The organism is Paenibacillus woosongensis (genome assembly GCF_009725165.1).
In the GTDB taxonomy this organism is placed as follows: Bacteria; Bacillota; Bacilli; order Paenibacillales; family Paenibacillaceae; genus Fontibacillus; species Fontibacillus woosongensis.
Window position 1 is genome coordinate 810,177 of record NZ_WNZW01000001.1, and the last position, 17,172, is coordinate 827,348.

10 protein-coding genes are annotated in these 17,172 nt (G+C 51.6%); 8 read left to right on the forward strand and 2 right to left on the reverse strand.

Going from position 1 to position 17,172, the window contains the following annotated elements:
• Positions 1–544 precede the first annotated feature (544 nt).
• Entirely contained in the window at positions 545–3,091 is a 2,547-nt protein-coding gene (locus GNP95_RS03910; RefSeq protein ID WP_155609549.1) for a beta-mannosidase, read from the reverse strand.
• A 260-nt stretch (positions 3,092–3,351) separates the two neighbouring features.
• On the opposite strand from GNP95_RS03910, the gene GNP95_RS03915 reads away from it, so the two are divergent.
• The 7 genes from GNP95_RS03915 (at position 3,352) to GNP95_RS03945 (ending at position 12,863) form a co-directional block, all read left to right on the forward strand.
• The gene (locus GNP95_RS03915; protein WP_155609550.1) at positions 3,352–4,677 is read left to right on the forward strand and encodes an ABC transporter substrate-binding protein; all 1,326 of its coding nucleotides are present in this window, start codon (positions 3,352–3,354) and stop codon (positions 4,675–4,677) included.
• A gap of 114 nt (positions 4,678–4,791) precedes the next feature.
• Positions 4,792–5,688 (forward strand): carbohydrate ABC transporter permease, encoded by an 897-nt coding sequence (locus GNP95_RS03920; RefSeq protein ID WP_155609551.1) that lies wholly within the window; start codon positions 4,792–4,794, stop codon positions 5,686–5,688.
• A complete protein-coding gene (locus tag GNP95_RS03925) occupies positions 5,685–6,518 on the forward strand; it encodes a carbohydrate ABC transporter permease (RefSeq protein ID WP_155609552.1) in 834 nt (277 codons plus the stop codon). The genes GNP95_RS03920 and GNP95_RS03925 overlap by 4 nt, the downstream gene beginning before the upstream one ends.
• Positions 6,519–6,548: 30 nt before the next feature.
• A complete protein-coding gene (locus GNP95_RS03930; protein ID WP_155609553.1) occupies positions 6,549–8,369 on the forward strand; it encodes a cache domain-containing sensor histidine kinase in 1,821 nt (606 codons plus the stop codon).
• Positions 8,369–9,880, forward strand: coding sequence for a response regulator (locus tag GNP95_RS03935; protein WP_155609554.1), 1,512 nt, complete (start codon positions 8,369–8,371; stop codon positions 9,878–9,880). The genes GNP95_RS03930 and GNP95_RS03935 overlap by 1 nt, the downstream gene beginning before the upstream one ends.
• 576 nt (positions 9,881–10,456) lie before the next feature.
• Positions 10,457–11,431, forward strand: coding sequence for a helix-turn-helix domain-containing protein (locus tag GNP95_RS03940; protein WP_155609555.1), 975 nt, complete (start codon positions 10,457–10,459; stop codon positions 11,429–11,431).
• Between the two features lie 148 nt (positions 11,432–11,579).
• Positions 11,580–12,863 (forward strand): glycoside hydrolase family 27 protein, encoded by a 1,284-nt coding sequence (locus GNP95_RS03945; protein ID WP_155609556.1) that lies wholly within the window; start codon positions 11,580–11,582, stop codon positions 12,861–12,863.
• 260 nt (positions 12,864–13,123) lie between these two features.
• Here GNP95_RS03945 and GNP95_RS03950 read toward each other — a convergent pair whose 3' ends face one another.
• Complete coding sequence (locus tag GNP95_RS03950) at positions 13,124–13,945, reverse strand: AraC family transcriptional regulator (RefSeq protein ID WP_155610025.1); 822 nt, start codon at positions 13,943–13,945, stop codon at positions 13,124–13,126.
• 112 nt (positions 13,946–14,057) lie between these two features.
• Here GNP95_RS03950 and lacZ point away from each other — a divergent pair, with 112 nt between their 5' ends.
• Positions 14,058–17,168: a beta-galactosidase, LacZ type gene (gene lacZ / locus GNP95_RS03955; protein ID WP_330163259.1), complete on the forward strand. Its 3,111-nt coding sequence runs from the start codon at positions 14,058–14,060 to the stop codon at positions 17,166–17,168.
• Positions 17,169–17,172 lie beyond the last annotated feature (4 nt).

The window sequence follows — 17,172 nt, forward strand, 5'->3', positions numbered from 1 at the left end:
GCTATAGCCGCTCTGGGGGGTGAAATCTGCGCCTCATATACATTGATTTGCTGCTTAAGTTGACCGGCTGCTATCATGCAGTGCAGCCCCTATGCTAAGAGGGATGCACCTGGGCGATGTCCAACGTTTGGCGACTTGATTGAAGATCCTCATTATTCCGAACAGGCCGCAGCATCTCCCGACAGTCGAATTCCTTACGGACTTAGAATCCCCTATTCACCAAAAATGCACATAGATCTACGTCTATCGGACCACAGATCCCTTAATTGATCAAAAAGAGCGGAGATTCACGATGATATCAACAAATAGAGGATCGTATGTCCGCCAGCGCAACGTTTTATAATATTTTGTCACAAATAGCGGAAACTGTGTCCCATCCCATCAGCATCAGCATCACGCTCACGCATAGGGGACACAACGCACATATATACTCGCTACGCACTCATTTGCATAGAACCTTAACAGTCTAATCACACCTTCGCGCAACCTATCCTCGTAGGATATATGGCGCCAGCCAACCGCTAACATGCAGCACTGTACAGTTCTACCTGATGAAATCCCTCATCGAACTGACCGTTAATGCTCCCGGCTTGCCCGGAACAAACGCCTCATTGCCGGAGCTCCGGCGTTGGAAGGTGACAGTATGCGGCACGCCCGGAATGAGATCGAAGAAGTTATCGGTGAATATCCCCTCTTCCTCCGCTGAGAGCCACACTTGCCTTGCAAGAGCGTCTGTCTTCAGCCTGAAAGAAGTGCCCTCGCTTCCCGGAATTTCCTCCACCATAACAGAAGCTTCCGGCCATTCGATTTCGCGGAATGATTCAAAGTAATATGGCTTGCTATCCAGCATCGCCCCATCCCCTTCCAGCTCAGCCAGCAATACTACGCGCTTCGGATTATGGGCGCCAAGCCACTCATCAGTTTGGATCCGAAGCACGATATTGGCAGCATCCGCACCGATAGCCACATCCTGGCTCAGTTCCCGCAGCAGTTGGCCGTCAAAATCAAACAGGCTCAGTTTAAGCACACCCGTAACAGGCTCCTGACGATCGGAAATGAGATAAATCGCTACTTCGCCTTCACGGATCCCGTCGACCGAAAGCATGACGTCCTGGAAGCTGCGTCGTACTGTATACTGCAATGCCTTCCAGCGTCCATAATAATCCATGCCCGCCCAGGAAGCGACTGGCCAGCAGTCGTTCATCTGCCAGTACAGCGTGCCCATGCAGTAAGGCTTATTCCGGCGATGTGCCTCGATCGCCGTCTGAATCGCCTGGGCCTGCAATAACTGGCTCATGTACAGGAATGATTTGAAGTCCCGCGGTTCGGGCAAATATTGGCCCATGTACTCCTTAATCAACTGATTGCCTTTACCGTTTTTCTGATGAGCGAGCATCACCTTGGATTCCAGCTCCAGCTGATCTTCCTCTGCATACTCCAGCACCGTTTTCAGCTCGGGAAAAGATTGAAAACCGTATTCGCTCATAAAGCGGCCAATTTTCTGATTATAGTTGTCAAACGGCTCTACCGCATGCCATACGCCCCAATAATGAACATCGCCTTCACCCGTGATTTGAGTGGCATGCTGGTTCTCGTCCCCTGTCAGGCTGCGCAGCGGTGAGGACGGCCAATAATCGGTGCCGGGCGCCCATTTATGGACGGCCTCGGGCAGAATGCGGTGGAACACAGCCTCGTAATCTGCCCAGATTTTATCGCGCAGCTCAGCGCTGTCCAGCTTCTCCTTCCAGCCCCAGCCTGTATCCCAGGCATAATGCGCCCAAGCGGAGTCAATCTCGTTATTGCCGCACCATAAAGCGATGGACGGGTGATTCCGCAGGCGTCTCACGTTGTATTCCGCCTCAGCAGCCACGTTGTTCAGGAATGCCTCATTCCCAGGGTACATACTGCAGGCGAACATGAAATCCTGCCACACCAGCAGCCCATTCTCATCGCATAGCTCATAGAATGCTTCTTCTTCATAAATGCCACCGCCCCATACACGCAGCATATTCATATTGCTCTCTACCGCCGAAACGATTTCATGACGGTAACGCTCCCGCGTCACTTCAGTCGCGAAGCTGTCATTCGGAATATGGTTAGCGCCTTTCATAAATACCCGGACACCGTTCAGTTTGAAGTAAAATGACGCCCCGGCCTCATCCTTCTCCCGCACCAGTTCGATACTGCGCAGGCCCGTGCGCACAGTTCGATCCGATATGGTCTCCCCGCCCTGCAGCAAAGCCGCTTGGAAAGAATACATCGACGGGTCGCCAAGCCCGCGGCACCACCATAGCTTGGGATCAGTAATAACCATCTCTATCGTCAAAGTCTGCAGCCCCGGCCTTAATACCACTTCCTGCTCCCAAGTCATGCCCTCTGTGCCGATGCGCAATCGCCCATTCCAGCCCGCTACAGCATCAACTTCCACTACTGCCGTCAGCCTGGCGATCTCACTGCTTATCTCCTCCTGGCGAATATATAAATCGCTGATTTTCGGAACCGACCAGCCCTCAAGACGAACCTCCCGCCAAATGCCGCTGGTTACAAAACGCGGCCCCCAATCCCAGCCATAATGATAAGGCGCTTTACGGGCAAAAACACTGACCTTGCGCTCTCCGAGCCCGCCTAATTCCGATTGGTCATTTGTCGCGGGCAGATCATATCCCAGCTCCTCGAGCTTCGGCAAATCCTCATTTATCGGCGAGCGGAACCGGACGAGAACGTTATTGCTTCCTGCGCGCAGCAGCTCCTTCACGTCTACATGCCAAGCTCGGAACATATTATCGGCAGACAGCGCGTGCTCACCGTTCACATAAACATCCGCATATGTATCAAGCCCTTCAAATACAAGCTGGACTCTAGCCATTTCCGCCGCCCAGCTCTCAGGCAGCTCAAAGCTGGACATATATTCCCAATCCTTCTTGTCAATCCACTGCAAATCATGCTCATTGGTCCCGTAGAACGGATCCGGAATCAAGCCATGCCGCAGCAAATCGGTATGAACCGTCCCTGGAACCGTTGCGGAAAGCCAGTTCGTCTCATCACATGCTTTAAAACTCCACTGATCTAATACCTGCTGTTGAATGCTCATAAGCCCTCCATCAAATAACATAGTAGAATTTTCATGAATTATAATTTATTATAATACATTATCCATAGTTTTTGTTATTGTTTTGTTATATATATTATAAAACAAATATTCTCTCCATCTTTTCCCCCATTCAACCAACAACCCGACAATAGGTTAATTAAAGACAACAAATAACAATCCAGTACATTTAAAGTGAAATAACAAAACTATACAATTTAACTGTAAGCGCTATCAAAAAAAAGAAGAGGGGCGACATGAGGATGAAAAAAAACAGTTTATGGATTGCATTCATAATGGTTTTTGCGCTAACTGCAATACTAACAGGCTGTAACGGCAGCAAAGATACCAGCAGCGGCACTAACGCCGGAATAAACGAAGGAGCGTCGAATGCCTCGGACAGTAACGCAGCCGGTAAAGACACAGCCAATAAACTGAGCGGAAAGGTCACCTTCCTCACCAACCGGACAGACATGATCGGCAAAGAATACGACGACTACATCAAACGCTTCAACGAGAAATACCCAGACATCACCATTGAATTTGAAGCAAGCCAGACGGACTATAACCAGCAAATCAAAGTCCGCATGGCCAGCGGCGAGCTGCCGGATTTGATGTTCATTCCGGATATCCCCAACTCGGATCTCCCCAAATATTTTGCTCCGCTCGACGACCTGGAGCTAAGTGCGGAGGTTACATTTAAAGATTTCAAGTCCTATGACGGGAAGCTGTACGGGATTACAACGGGGAACTCGACCTCAGGAATCGTGTATAACAAAAAAGCCTTCGCCGATGCCGGAATTACCGAACTCCCCAAGACGTGGGATGAATTCCTTGCCGCATGTGAAAAGCTGAAGCAAAACGGTGTTATTCCGCTCTCATCCAACTTCAAGGATAAATGGCCGCTGGGGAACTGGGTCTACGATTTGCCGCGGGTTATCGAGAACAATAAGAACTTCCCTAATGAGAGACTCAACATGGAAGCCCCTTTCTCGATGGACAACGGATACGGCAAAGCTATGACCCTGCTGCGGACGCTCGCTGAGAAAGGTTATTTGGAGAAGGATATTAACTCCACCAACTGGGAGCAATCCAAAAAAGACGTGGCGAACGGCAAAATGGGCATGTACTTCCTGGGGAACTGGGTCATTAACCAAGTCATCGGCGTGGGAGCCGAATCGGATAACATCGGTTTCTTCCCACTGCCCTTCGACAACTCCGGCGAGATCCGGGCCGGCCTGAACCCGGACTTCTTCTACGCCGTCAGCAAGGACAGCAAAAACCTGGAGGCAGCCAAGGCCTTTCTGACCTGGATGCTGGAGGACTCCGGATATGAGGATTTCGCCGGGTTCATCTCGCCGCTGGAAGGCCGTGAATCCAAGCTGACTCAACTCGCAGAATTCCAAGCGACAGGAGTAGATCTGCAGGAAGGCATGCCGGATGACCCGAAGGTCATCGAAATTTCCAACAAAGCGCAAATCGATCTGCCAGCTATTGCCCAAGAGTTCGTGCTGGCGAAAGATCCGCAAGCCGTCCTTGATAAATGGAATAAAGCGTGGGCCAAAGCTAAAAAGGATCTTGGTTATTAATGAATTGCCATTCATGAATCGGCAATCACCTTGAACAGCATGCAAAATGGGTTATCGGCCTGGCGATAATCCATTTTGCTGTCAATTTAGCCGATAGAAAGAAGGGATACGGGAATGTTCGGAACCTTGTCATATAAAACGCAGAAAAACATCATCATCTTCTCTTTTCTACTCATTCCGGTCGGGCTGCTGCTGCTCTTTACCTACTATCCGGCTCTGAAGCTCGTCTGGTTCAGCTTCACCGACTGGGACGGATATAGCCCGGAGAAGCCTTGGGTAGGGCTGGCCAATTATAGGGAAGTATTCTCTAATCCTGATATATTCGGGGTGTTCACCCACAACTTCGCCTATTTTGTGATGGGCATCGTCCAGAACATCGTGGCGATTTATTTCGCTGTCCTCTTGAACGGCCGCCTGCGGGGGAGAAACGTATTTCGGCTGCTGCTCTTTCTCCCCTACATCATGAACGGCGTCGCGGTCGCCTTCATGTTCGGTTACGTGTTTGATACGACGCAAGGCTCGCTCAATCTGCTGCTGCAGGCGGTCGGGCTGACGCAACTAGGAGAAACCAGCTGGCTCGGGACGCCAGGCCTGGTCAACTATTCACTGGCTTCGACAGGACTGTGGCGATTCATGGGTTATAACATGGTCATTTATATCGCTTCCCTGCAGGCGATTCCGCGCGATATTTACGAAGCCGCCAAAATCGACGGCGCCAATGCCTGGCAGACCTTCTGGCGCATCACCCTGCCCAACATGAAACCGGTCATCCAGTTGAACTTGTTCCTCACCGTCACCGGTGCCCTCGAGGTCTTCGACCTGCCCTTCGTCCTTACTAAAGGCGGACCAGCCGGAGCGTCGCAAACCTATGTACAGCGCGTCGTGGAGACAGCGTTCGCCTATAATCATTATGGCTTGGCCTCGGCTATGAGCATCATCCTGCTGTTTTTTGTCATCGTCGTCGTAGGTCTTCAGCAATTTGTCCTTAGCAGAGGGGGGAACGGAAATTGAGCAGCAAAAAATTCAGCGGACTCGACATCATCAAGTACCTGTCCCTGCTGGTCGGCGTATTCGTCGTCCTGTTTCCTCCCTATGTCATCATTGTGAACTCCTTCAAGTCCAGCGATGAATTCAATACGGCAAGTACAATGGCGCTGCCTGACAGCTTTCTCAACTTCGACAATTTCAAAATCGTATTCGAGCGGGGCGGGCTGCTGAACGGGTTCGCCAATACGCTGATCATGATCTACGTTGCCCTTGTCTTCAATATCATCTTTGGAACCATGGTCGCTTACGTGCTGGGCAGATTTACTTTTAAGCTGAAAAAAGCGGTGTTTGGCGCCTACTTATTCGCTACGGTCATTCCGAGCATTACGACCCAGGTTGCCACGTTCGGAATCATTAAGCAGCTTGGACTGTATAATACGCTGGGAGCGCCCATTATTTTGTATATCGGAGCCGACGTCATCCAGATTATTCTGTACCTGCAGTTTATCCGCAACATCCCGGTCGATCTTGATGAGAATGCCATGGCGGAAGGTGCCTCGCTATTCCGGATTTATCGCTCGATTATTTTTCCGCTGCTGACCCCGGCAACAGCCACGCTCGTCATTCTCAAGTCGATCAGCATTTACAACGACATGTACACGCCTTATCTTTACATGCCGAAGCAAAGCCTTGGTGTGGTGACAACGGTGCTCATGCGCTTTCAAGGTGTGAACATCGCTGACTGGAACCTGATCAGTGCAGCGATATTATTAATTTTGCTGCCGACTGTCGTCTTGTATTTCGTGCTTCAGAAGTACATTTTTGAAGGCGTGACCAGCGGCGCCGTAAAATAACCGGCAATTTCTGCAGGAGGATGGCAGCCTATGATTTCATCCGTTTTCTATCTATGCCGCAAAACCTGGGTATTGTTCGCTAACCTGTCCATGCAAAAGAAGCTGGTCATCATCTTCGTATTCCTCATTTCCTTGCCGATTACGTACGTTAGCTACGCTTCGTACCGGGCGAACTCAAGCTCGATCCTGAGCAACATGACGAGCTCGGCCGGCCAAATGACCGACAATGCCATGGACAAAGTGGATCGCTACATCGCCGACCTGAAGCGGTACACCATCCTTCCGCTGTACAACAAGGACGTCGAGAAGCATCTGGACCAGCGTGAGACGGATTGGGATAAAAGTGCGAGCATCAATATGTTTCTGATGTATCTGGCAAATATGAAGGAGGAAATTGCCAGCGTTTACTTGACTGACCGCTTCGGGAAAACTTTTTATAATGCGAAGCCCGGTATCAATGAAATATATCCGGAAGAGAGACGGGCAGCATGGGAGATCCGGACGCGCGAGGCCGGCGTCTCCCCCGTGCTGCTCGGAACCCACCCGATTCGGGTTAACGGCTCCGAACAGCGGCAGGTATTTACTATCATGCGCTCCATCCAGTCCGTCAGTACACTGAAGAACATCGGAATCATCGTGATCGATGTGGATATCCGTCTATTCGAGGAAATCATCGAGCCGCTGAACACCGTTACGCATGGAAATACCTTGATCGTGGATGAGAACGGCAGAGTCGTGTACAACTCCGATCCCGCTATGCTGGGCAAAGATTTAAGCGGCAGCGCTCTATTAAAGCAAGCTTCCGGGCCGCGCGGTTATTTCGAGCTCGACATCGAGGGCAAGCCGTACATCTCGGTCTACAGCTCATCCGCCAGCACCGGATGGAAAACCATTTCCTATATCCCGCTAACCGAGCTGCTCGCCCCAATGAAGCAAAGCCGAAACGCCCTAATGATTACCGCGTTGCTCATTGTTTTCTTTGCCCTGGCGGTAGCCATCTTCATCTCCTACGCTCTGACCAAGCCGCTGACCCGTACGGTACGGTTAATGAAACAGGTGCAGCGCGGCAACCTCGATGTACATGTTGAGGTCAAATACAACGACGAAATCGGCCGGCTCGGCAGTCATTTCAACCGGATGATCGACCGGGTCAAAGGGCTGCTGCAGGAGGTGTACGAAACTGAGAAGAGCAAACAAAAAGCAGATATGCTGGCGCTTCAAAACCAGATCAATCCGCATTTTATATATAATACGCTGGAATCGATCCGCATGCTGGCTGAGCTGAGTGACGACGACCGCGTCGCCGAGCTCACCTATCTGCTTGGCCTGCTGCTGAGGTATAGCATTACGCGCAGTGACGAGACCGTAACCGTCGAGCAGGAGCTCCGACATGTCCGCAACTATTTGCAGCTGCTGCAAATCCGGTTTCCGGACAAATTGGATTTCCGGATTGAGGTTCCGCAGCACTTCTATCATCTGCCGATCATTAAGCTGATTTTTCAGCCGATTGTTGAAAATGCCGTGTTCCACGGGCTGGAGAAGCAGGAGAAGCCGGGAACCATCATAATCACTGCCTGGAATGAAGGATTGGATGCCATCTTCGAAATTCGCGATGACGGCGTCGGCATGGATGAAGAAACCCTGGCTCAGTTGAACCACAGCTTGACTGATGGAAAAATCGATAAATTCGGCATCGGCTTGCGCAATGTCAATGAAAGGGTACGCTTGCACTACGGCAACGCATCGGGCTTGAGCGTAGACAGCCGGCCTGGGAAAGGCACCGCGGTAACTTTAAAAATTACAGGTCTCCTGGAAGAAGAACATCGTATTCGTTACGGGGAGGTAATTTGATGCTTCGGATGGTTATTGTCGATGACGAATCCTCAATTCGCGAGGGAGTAGCTAAAATCATCACTAAAGAAAACGAAGCCTTTGTCGTGACCGGCGTTTTCTCCAATGGACAAGATGCGCTGGATTTTATCACGGCCTCGGATATCGATGTCGTCATTACCGACATTCGTATGCCGCTGGTCGACGGATTGGAGCTGATTAAGCGGCTTAAATCTCTTCAGCCGGAAATCCGGTGTATTATCATGAGCGGCTTCACCGATTTTGAATATGCCCGTCAGGCGCTGCGTTGTTCCGCGGTGGATTACCTGCTGAAGCCGATCAACAAAAAGCAGCTGTTCAAGCTGCTCTATACGCTGCACGAAGAAAAGGAAGCCAGCTTGGGAAAAGAGCAGCGCCTGCGCTCCGGGGTACTGCTTTCTTATTTCAAAAGCTTCTCTTCCCTCTGCAGCAAGCTGCCTGAACTGCATTTGCCGCTGCCCTACTTTGCCGTGCATGTCCTCCGCAGCCGCCATATCGAGGTGCTCCGCGAGCAGTTGAACGACGTCGTTGCGGGCTTGTACGGTGCCGTAGATATCATCGAGACTGATGATGGCATGCTGGCGCTTGTTAGTTATTATACCGATGAACCCGATGCGAAGGTGATAAGACAGCTCGTTCACCGGCTGGAGCCAGTCCTTGCTCCCATCGGCATCATCCAGACTGGCTCCAGCCGGGGATACAGCGAGGCGGGCCGGTTAAGTGAAGCCTACCGCCAGGCCGTTCGTGCATGTGATTATGGGCTATATGATTATACACCCTGGAGCTATTACCATTATGACGATCTGCCGCAGCCAGACCTCGATCTCACCGACTGCTTCATCAGCATAAGAGAAAGGCTTAGCGAACATATACAGATCTTGAATATTACATTAGTCAAAGCAGATCTAGAAAAATTGTTCGGCCAGGCAAAGGAAGCCAAAGCTTCCCGGCATTCGATTCTCTCCTTAGGCCGCCTGATTCACGATATGGCCTTAGCGGAACTGCCGGGATGGAAATCGGCAAGCCCTCCTGCAGCCGAAGAGCAGTTGGAGGAGCGCATGCTGTCCTGCTTGGCCTTTGCCGAGCTTAAGAGCCTGTTCTTCTCTCATTTTCTCAAGGGGCTCGAAATTATCAGGGCAACCCGCCTGCAAATGGCGGACAAATCCGTTGAAACGGTGAAACGCTGGATTCAAGAGCATTACGACCAGCAAACCGAACTTGGCAGCCTGGCCTCGATGGTTTACCTGACCCCCAGCTATCTCAGCAAACTGTTCAAGAACGAGACCGGTATGACCATTACCGATTACTTGATCGAGGTGCGCATCAAAAAAGCGAAGCATTTGCTCAAAACAAGCCCCGACATGAAGATCCATGAGATCGGCTGCGGAGTGGGGTACCCTGATCCGGCTTATTTTAACAAATTGTTCAAACGCATCGTTGGCGTGACCCCTAATGAATACAAGAAAATCAATGCCGTTACCCTTCATGGCTAATCAGTACAGGGGCTCGACAGAAGCGCCCATGCGGCTCAGCAGAAACCCGTTATGGCCGCCAGACAGCATTGAAGAGCGCACGCTTTAACGGCACCAGATATGCTGTCCGTTAGGTACTACAATGATTTGGCGCAAATGAGGGAAGAACTTTAGAAGAGGACAATAGGTTCGTTAGTTTGTAAGGACACCGACGTTTGAAATGTAACTTGGTTTCTGCTGACCTCTTACGGACCTTGGTTCCGCTATTTCGCAAAAATGCTGCTTTTTCTAGAGCTAACGGACACAGCAGACCTTATTTGGATAAAATCGGTGGGCTCCATGGTCATTTTCACTAAATAGCGCCTTCTGTGTCCGTTAGCGCGCCGATTTTGCAAAAAAGCGGCAATTAGCGGAGCTAGGATCCGTTCCGCACATATCCTTCGCAAGGGCTTCCTCTCCCCCCTCTCCCTCTCCCTCTCCATCTCCATCTCCATCTCCATCGCCAAAATATGCTATCCTATGGATATTTAAGAGTATAATTTATCGACAATCATAAGGTTGAGCAATTGAAAGTACCAGTAGGAGGCAAGGCAGGTTATGAACTCAGAAGCAGAAACAGCCTGGGGAACCTATGGTTTCAGATTTAACGACGCTCCCCATCTTCCGTTATGCGGCCTGTTTGCGGTAGGACATGAGCTTGTAGACAACCCGCAGTATTATTGGGATGGTCTGACTCGGACAGATGGCCCATTACTTATATTCCAATACACCGTTCAAGGAGAGGGAGTTTTTGAGACCGGGGATAAAAGTGATGCTAAACGCAGGGATGCCAGGGAACTGGATAGAGATAGAGATGTTGAAGAAGCTGTAGGGCAAAGCGGCGGAACTATCACGAGAATAGATGCCGGGCGGGCGTTTCTCGCCGAAATTCCCAGCAGCCACCGCTATTATTACCCTAAGGCAAACGGGGGAGCGTGGGAATTCTATTTTTTGCTGATACGTCCGCGCACGGCGCTGCCGCTCTGGAAGGAGATCGTTTCCCTCCTCGGCACCACGCCATACCTGAATCCCGACAGTATGCCGATCAAACGGCTCAAGATGCTATTCGACGAAGCGCATAGCGGCAATATCACGGATCCGTATATCGCTTCCTCGTATGTGTACCAGTTTTTGATCGAACTGAGAAGAACTGCTTCCGATCGCCACCGTGAACAAGAGCATTGGCCGCTGGCCGTCCGCGAGGCCGTTCGGTTCCTTGATACGCACTACAGCTGCATGATCGGCCTCGATCAGCTTGCCGGGCAGCTGGGCTTATCGAAATTCCATTTCCTGCGGACGTTTACGAAGCATCTCGGCGTTACTCCGAACGACTATGTTAACCGAAAAAGGATTGAGCGGTCGATCGAGCTTTTGCAATCTACCGATTGGAGCATCGAGACGATTGCCGGCGAGGTCGGTTATTCATCAGGAAGCTATTATATCAAAGTGTTCCAGAAATTCACGGGACAGACCCCCGGATCCTTCCGTTCGGGCAGTCATGCCCTGCAGTATAACCGGCTTTTCTTCGATTAGAGATTTCTCCAGGAGATAGGACAGCAATTTTGTGCTATTTATGTTCCTAAATTATTGTAGATAGCTATTGCTATAGAACATTATGATTAAATTATGATAGCAATTCTATTTCATCATAAATTTGGAACCTGGACTGGAGGAACTCATTATGGATCATCGTTTATTTGCCCCTACGCCTCCGATGGGGTGGAACAGCTGGGATTGCTATGGAGCCGCTGTTACCGAAGCTGAGGTGCGCGGGAATGCCGATTATATGGCCAAGCACCTGAAGGAGTATGGCTGGGATACGATTGTTGTTGACATCCAATGGTACGAACCTGATGCCAATTCGTCCATTTATCGTCCGTTCGTGCCGCTGGTCATGGATGAATATGCAAGGCTCATGCCGGCGGAGAACCGCTTCCCTTCGGCCGCGAACGGCCGGGGCTTCCAGCCGCTGGCCGACTATGTTCACCAGCTCGGCCTGAAATTCGGCATCCACATCATGCGCGGAGTACCGCGTCAGGCCGTTCATGCGGGTACCCCGATCAAGAACACAACCGTTACCGCGCGGGATATCGCCCATCCTAACTCCATTTGTCCCTGGAATACGGATATGTACGGCGTGGATGCCGTCAAGGAAGGCGCTCAGGCCTACTATGATTCGTTGTTCGAGTTATACGCCGAATGGGGCGTTGATTTCGTGAAGGTTGACGACATCGCCGCTTCGCGGCTTTATGATACGCATCTGCCTGAAATTGAGCTGATCCGCCGCGCGATCGACCGTTGCGGACGGCCGATGGTGCTGAGCCTGTCACCTGGACCAGCTCCGGTCGAGTATGCAGATTTCCTTTTGCAAAATGCGAATATGTGGAGAATGACGGATGACTTCTGGGATCGCTGGGATCTTCTGCTCGACATGTTCGACCGCTGCGAGCGATGGCAGGGCAAATCAGCAGAAGGCTGCTGGCCCGACTGCGACATGCTGCCGCTGGGACATATCGGCATTCGTTCCGTAGATGGCGGAGGATCCGACCGCTGGACCCGCTTTACCCGCGAAGAGCAGCTAACGATGATGTCGTTGTGGTGCTTGTTCCGGTCTCCGCTTTTCTTTGGCGGAGAGCTGAGGGACAACGACGAATGGACGTTATCGCTGCTTACCAATCGCGATGTGCTGGAGATGCATCAATCCAGCTCAGGGGCCAGATTGCTCAAGAGGGAGGGAAACCGCATCGTATGGGGAGCTGACGGAGCGAATGGCTGTCTATATGTCGCCTGCTTCAATACCGGCGAGAATCCGCTTGAGTTCAGCCTTCCGCTCCAAGCATTAGGCGCCCCGGCCTCTGTTCAGGCTAAGGAGCTGTGGACGGGCGAGACCGCCGTCGTCAAAGACAGCCTCTACGCGAACGTAGCACCTCATGGCGCAGCGCTGTTCCGCCTCGACCCGCTGTAAACCACACCTCCATCGAAGTACCTTCTGAGAAAACAAACCGCGGAGCTGCCTATAGTCATAGCTTCAATGACTATAGGCAGCTCCGTTTCTGGCGTTTGATTGCACTCATTCTATTCAAGCCTTCATTCGCTGCTCTTATTTTTACCAGTGCCAGGATTGAATTCCGAGCCCACGCGGGGCTGACGGTCCAAACAAATGAATAATCCACGCCAGTTCACGGTCCATATAGACTAGTAGTCAGACTCTTTATCCACACAGCCTCACAGTCCGTGCAAACTCATAAACTCCTTGGGACTCATCCCGGATACCTGCCGAAACACGGAGCAAAAATAGCTCGTATTATCAAAGCCAACCTGCCGCGCTATTTCATATACCTTCTTGTCCCGTCCGCTGAACATCAGCTGCTTGCTCCGATTCACCCGCTGCTGATTCACATATTCTATCGGACGAAGCTGCATCGTGTTCTGAAACAATCGGCACAGATACTGCGGGGAAACGGAGATCACCTTAGCCAAATCCTTTAACTGCAGGGCCTCATGAAGATTTCTGTCGATATGCTGCAGGACGGGCTTGATCCGTTCCATGTCATGATCCCGGTTCAGCGGCAGCTGCAGCGTTCTTTTCAAATCCACCAGCAGAGCATACAGCAGTTTGGAATGCTCCAGAGGAGCGTACGGTTCATTCTCATCCTGAAGCAGCAGCTCCTTCAGCTCATGCAACCATTTCTCCTCCTTTAGCCTCTTCGGACCGGATTCACTGATTCCCGCATGAAGCAGCATTTGTCCAGCATCTCTTCCATTGAAGGACACCCAAGCCACCTGCCATTGCCGGCTGATCGGAGCATATTGATGCGTCACGCCGGGATACAGGAAGAAGACATCCCCCGGGCCGACAATATAGCTCTGCTCTTTAATGATCAACTCCCCTTTTCCGTCCAGAACCTGATGAAGCTGGTAATCAGGAAATCCGTCCGGTCTTACGGTCTCGGACTGATGCTCCCAGTAGCCAATTGTTGTCGCATACAGCGGCAAGAGCAGCGCCTCCTGCGGATTGCAGAAAATCATCTTGCTATCCACGTACATGCCTCGTTTCATATTGTGATATAAATGAAGAAAATCCTTATATATCAATCCTACTCTATGGAATCTATAATATGAATATATCAACAATTGATCAAAAAAGGGAGTGGTTATCGTGCGCCAGAAACTCGTCTATCAACCGCCTGCCAATGGATACCCCGAGTGGAACAACAACCCGGAGATATTCCAGATCAACCGCATGGAAGCTCATGCCTCTATGATGCCTTACTCTACGGTCGAGGAGGCGCTTGCCGGAAACAAAACAGCTTCGGCATACTACATGCCGTTGAACGGCACCTGGAAGTTTGCTTTTGCTGAGACCCCAGAGCAGCGATGCATGGATTTTTACAAGCTGGACTATGACTCCAGCAGCTGGGCGGAGCTTCCAGTGCCCTCACACTGGCAATTCCATGGCTACGATTATCCGCAATACACGAACGTTCGCTATCCGTGGGCAGAATCGGAGCCAGAGCTCCAGCCGCCTTTTGCGCCGACACGGTATAATCCGGTGGGCTCGTACATCCGGACGTTTACGGTTCCGGAGGCCTGGCAAGACCAGCCCGTATTCCTTAGTTTCCAAGGGGTCGAGTCGGCCTTCTACGTCTGGCTGAACGGAGAACTCGTCGGCTATAGCGAGGACACGTTTACTCCCGCCGAGTTCGATATCACCCCCTATCTTGCCGCTGGGGAGAACAAGCTGGCCGTAGAGGTATATCGCTGGTGCGATGCCAGTTGGCTGGAGGACCAGGATTTTTGGCGGCTAAGTGGCATTTTTCGCGATGTCTATCTGTATTCAGCTCCGGCGCTGCATGTTTCCGACTTCTTCGTAAGGGCCGAGCTGGATGAACATTATGCGGATGCCCGGCTGCAGCTGGACGCCAAGCTTACGGACTATTTCGAGGCAAAAAGCAAATGCTCGCTGGAAATGCAATTATACGATGCCGAGCAGAAGCCTGTATGGGATGTCCCTTGCATAACCACCGCTTCTTTTCAAGATGGAAGCGAACAGCGGCTGGCATTGTCTGCCCCTGTTCGGAATCCGTTCAAGTGGAGCGCCGAAACGCCGCATCTTTATACGCTGGTTCTTTCCGTGAAGGACGATGCCGGACGATTGCTGGAGACTGTGAGCTGCAAAGTCGGCTTCCGTACGTTTGAGCTAAAGGACGGATTAATGAAAATCAACGGCAAGCGGATCGTGTTCAAGGGCGTCAACCGCCATGAATTTTCCTGCGACAAAGGAAGAGCGATCACGAAAGATGAAATGATCCGGGACATTGAACTGATGAAAGCTTACAACATCAATGCCGTCAGAACGTCCCATTATCCGAACCAGTCGTTGTGGTACGAATTATGCGACGAATACGGACTGTACGTCATTGACGAAACTAACTTGGAAACGCACGGTTCATGGGAATATGGGCAAAAGGAGCTCAACGACCGCAACGTTCCCGCCAGCAGACCGGAATGGCGCGCCAATGTGCTGGATCGCTGCAACTCCATGTTCCAGCGGGACAAGAACCATCCGTCTATCGTCATCTGGTCGCTGGGCAACGAATCCTTTGGCGGCGACAATTTTATCGCCATGCATGATTTCCTGAAGCAAGCTGATCCTACAAGACTCGTGCATTACGAAGGGATTTTCCATTACCGGGCTTCCGAGGAGGCCTCCGATATCGAGTCTACGATGTACATCAAGCCGAGAGAAGTAGAGCAGTACGCGAATAACAATCCCCAAAAGCCATATATTCTTTGCGAATACAGCCATGCTATGGGAAACTCCTGCGGCGGGCTCCATCTGTATACCGAGCTGTTCGACCGCTATGACATTCTGCAAGGCGCATTTATTTGGGATTGGGTGGATCAGGCAATCCGTGCAAAAACGGCGGAAGGTACCGAATATATGGCCTACGGCGGAGATTTCGGGGAATCGCCGCATGACGGAAATTTCTGCGGCAACGGGCTGATCTTCGCCGACCGAACCGTGACGCCAAAGCTGGACGAGGTGAAAAAATGCTATCAGAGCGTCAAGTTCGAAAGCGTGAACCTGCAGCAAGGGCGGATCCGGGTACAGAATCAGTACTTGTTTACAGATCTTCGCGAATATGCGCTGAATTGGGAAGTACAGTTGGATGGCGTCCCAGCGTCAAACGGGACCGTTGAACTCCGTCTTCCGCCGGGAGAAAGCACGGAGATCGTCATTCCTTATCATCCGATAGATATCCGCGGGCAGGAAGCCATTCTGACCGTCTCCCTTGCAACGCGGCACAAGACGAAATGGGCGGAAGCCGGACATGAGGTGGCTTGGGAGCAATTTACGCTCGTGCCTTACTTCAGAAGCGAGTCTCCCGTTCTTGATGACACCGCGGCATTGACGGTCGAGGCGCTTGATGACGAGCTATTGGTTTCCGCCAAAGATGTTGTCCTGAGATTCAGCCAGAGCACGGGAGAACTCGTCTCCTATGCCTTATTCGGCAAGGAGCAGCTGGCGGAGCCGGTTCAGCCGAATTTCTGGCGCGCAGTGACGGACAATGATTTAGGGAACAAGCTGCACGAACGCTGCCAAGTATGGAGAAATGCGCCGGACAACCGGCAGCTGCAAGGACTTTCGTGGAAACATGAAGGGGAAAGCTGTGTCATCACGAGCCGTTACATTCTGGACACTGCGCCTCTTACTGCCCTCACCATCGAATACCGCATCCTCCCGGACGGGACGATGGAGGTTTGCGAAGAGCTAGTGCCTGGCAGCGGCCTGCCGGAAATCCCTGAAATCGGTATGATGTTCATATTGCACGGCCAATTGGATACGATCACCTGGTACGGACGCGGCCCGCACGATAACTACTGGGACCGCAAAACCGGGGCACGGGTTGGCCTTTACAGCGGAACTGTCCACGACCAGTTCGTGCCATACCTTCGGCCACAGGAGTGCGGCAACAAAACCGATGTCCGCTACGCCTGCCTGACGCATGGAGCGAATGGCCCGGGACTGCGCATCGAGGCTTCCCCGTTGATGGAGGTGTGCGCTCTGCCGTGGAAGCCTCAGGAGCTTGAGGCACATGATCATCCACATAAGCTGCCGCCAAGCCAGCATACGGTGCTGCGAGTCAATTACAAGCAGATGGGTGTTGGGGGCGACGACAGCTGGGGAGCACCGACGCATGAAGAGTTTACCCTCCCGTCGAACCGGACCTATACTTTCAAATTTACGGTAAAAGCCATTTCATAATAAA

What these genes read in the sequence shown, in the direction of transcription:
- GNP95_RS03910 (WP_155609549.1), bottom strand. Translation starts at nt 3,091, where the DNA reads ATGAGCATTCAACAGCAGGTATTAGATCAGTGGAGTTTTAAAGCATGT.
- GNP95_RS03915 (WP_155609550.1), top strand. Translation starts at nt 3,352, where the DNA reads ATGAAAAAAAACAGTTTATGGATTGCATTCATAATGGTTTTTGCGCTA.
- GNP95_RS03920 (WP_155609551.1), top strand. Translation starts at nt 4,792, where the DNA reads ATGTTCGGAACCTTGTCATATAAAACGCAGAAAAACATCATCATCTTC.
- GNP95_RS03930 (WP_155609553.1), top strand. Translation starts at nt 6,549, where the DNA reads ATGATTTCATCCGTTTTCTATCTATGCCGCAAAACCTGGGTATTGTTC.
- GNP95_RS03935 (WP_155609554.1), top strand. Translation starts at nt 8,369, where the DNA reads ATGCTTCGGATGGTTATTGTCGATGACGAATCCTCAATTCGCGAGGGA.
- GNP95_RS03940 (WP_155609555.1), top strand. Translation starts at nt 10,457, where the DNA reads ATGAACTCAGAAGCAGAAACAGCCTGGGGAACCTATGGTTTCAGATTT.
- GNP95_RS03945 (WP_155609556.1), top strand. Translation starts at nt 11,580, where the DNA reads ATGGATCATCGTTTATTTGCCCCTACGCCTCCGATGGGGTGGAACAGC.
- GNP95_RS03950 (WP_155610025.1), bottom strand. Translation starts at nt 13,945, where the DNA reads ATGTACGTGGATAGCAAGATGATTTTCTGCAATCCGCAGGAGGCGCTG.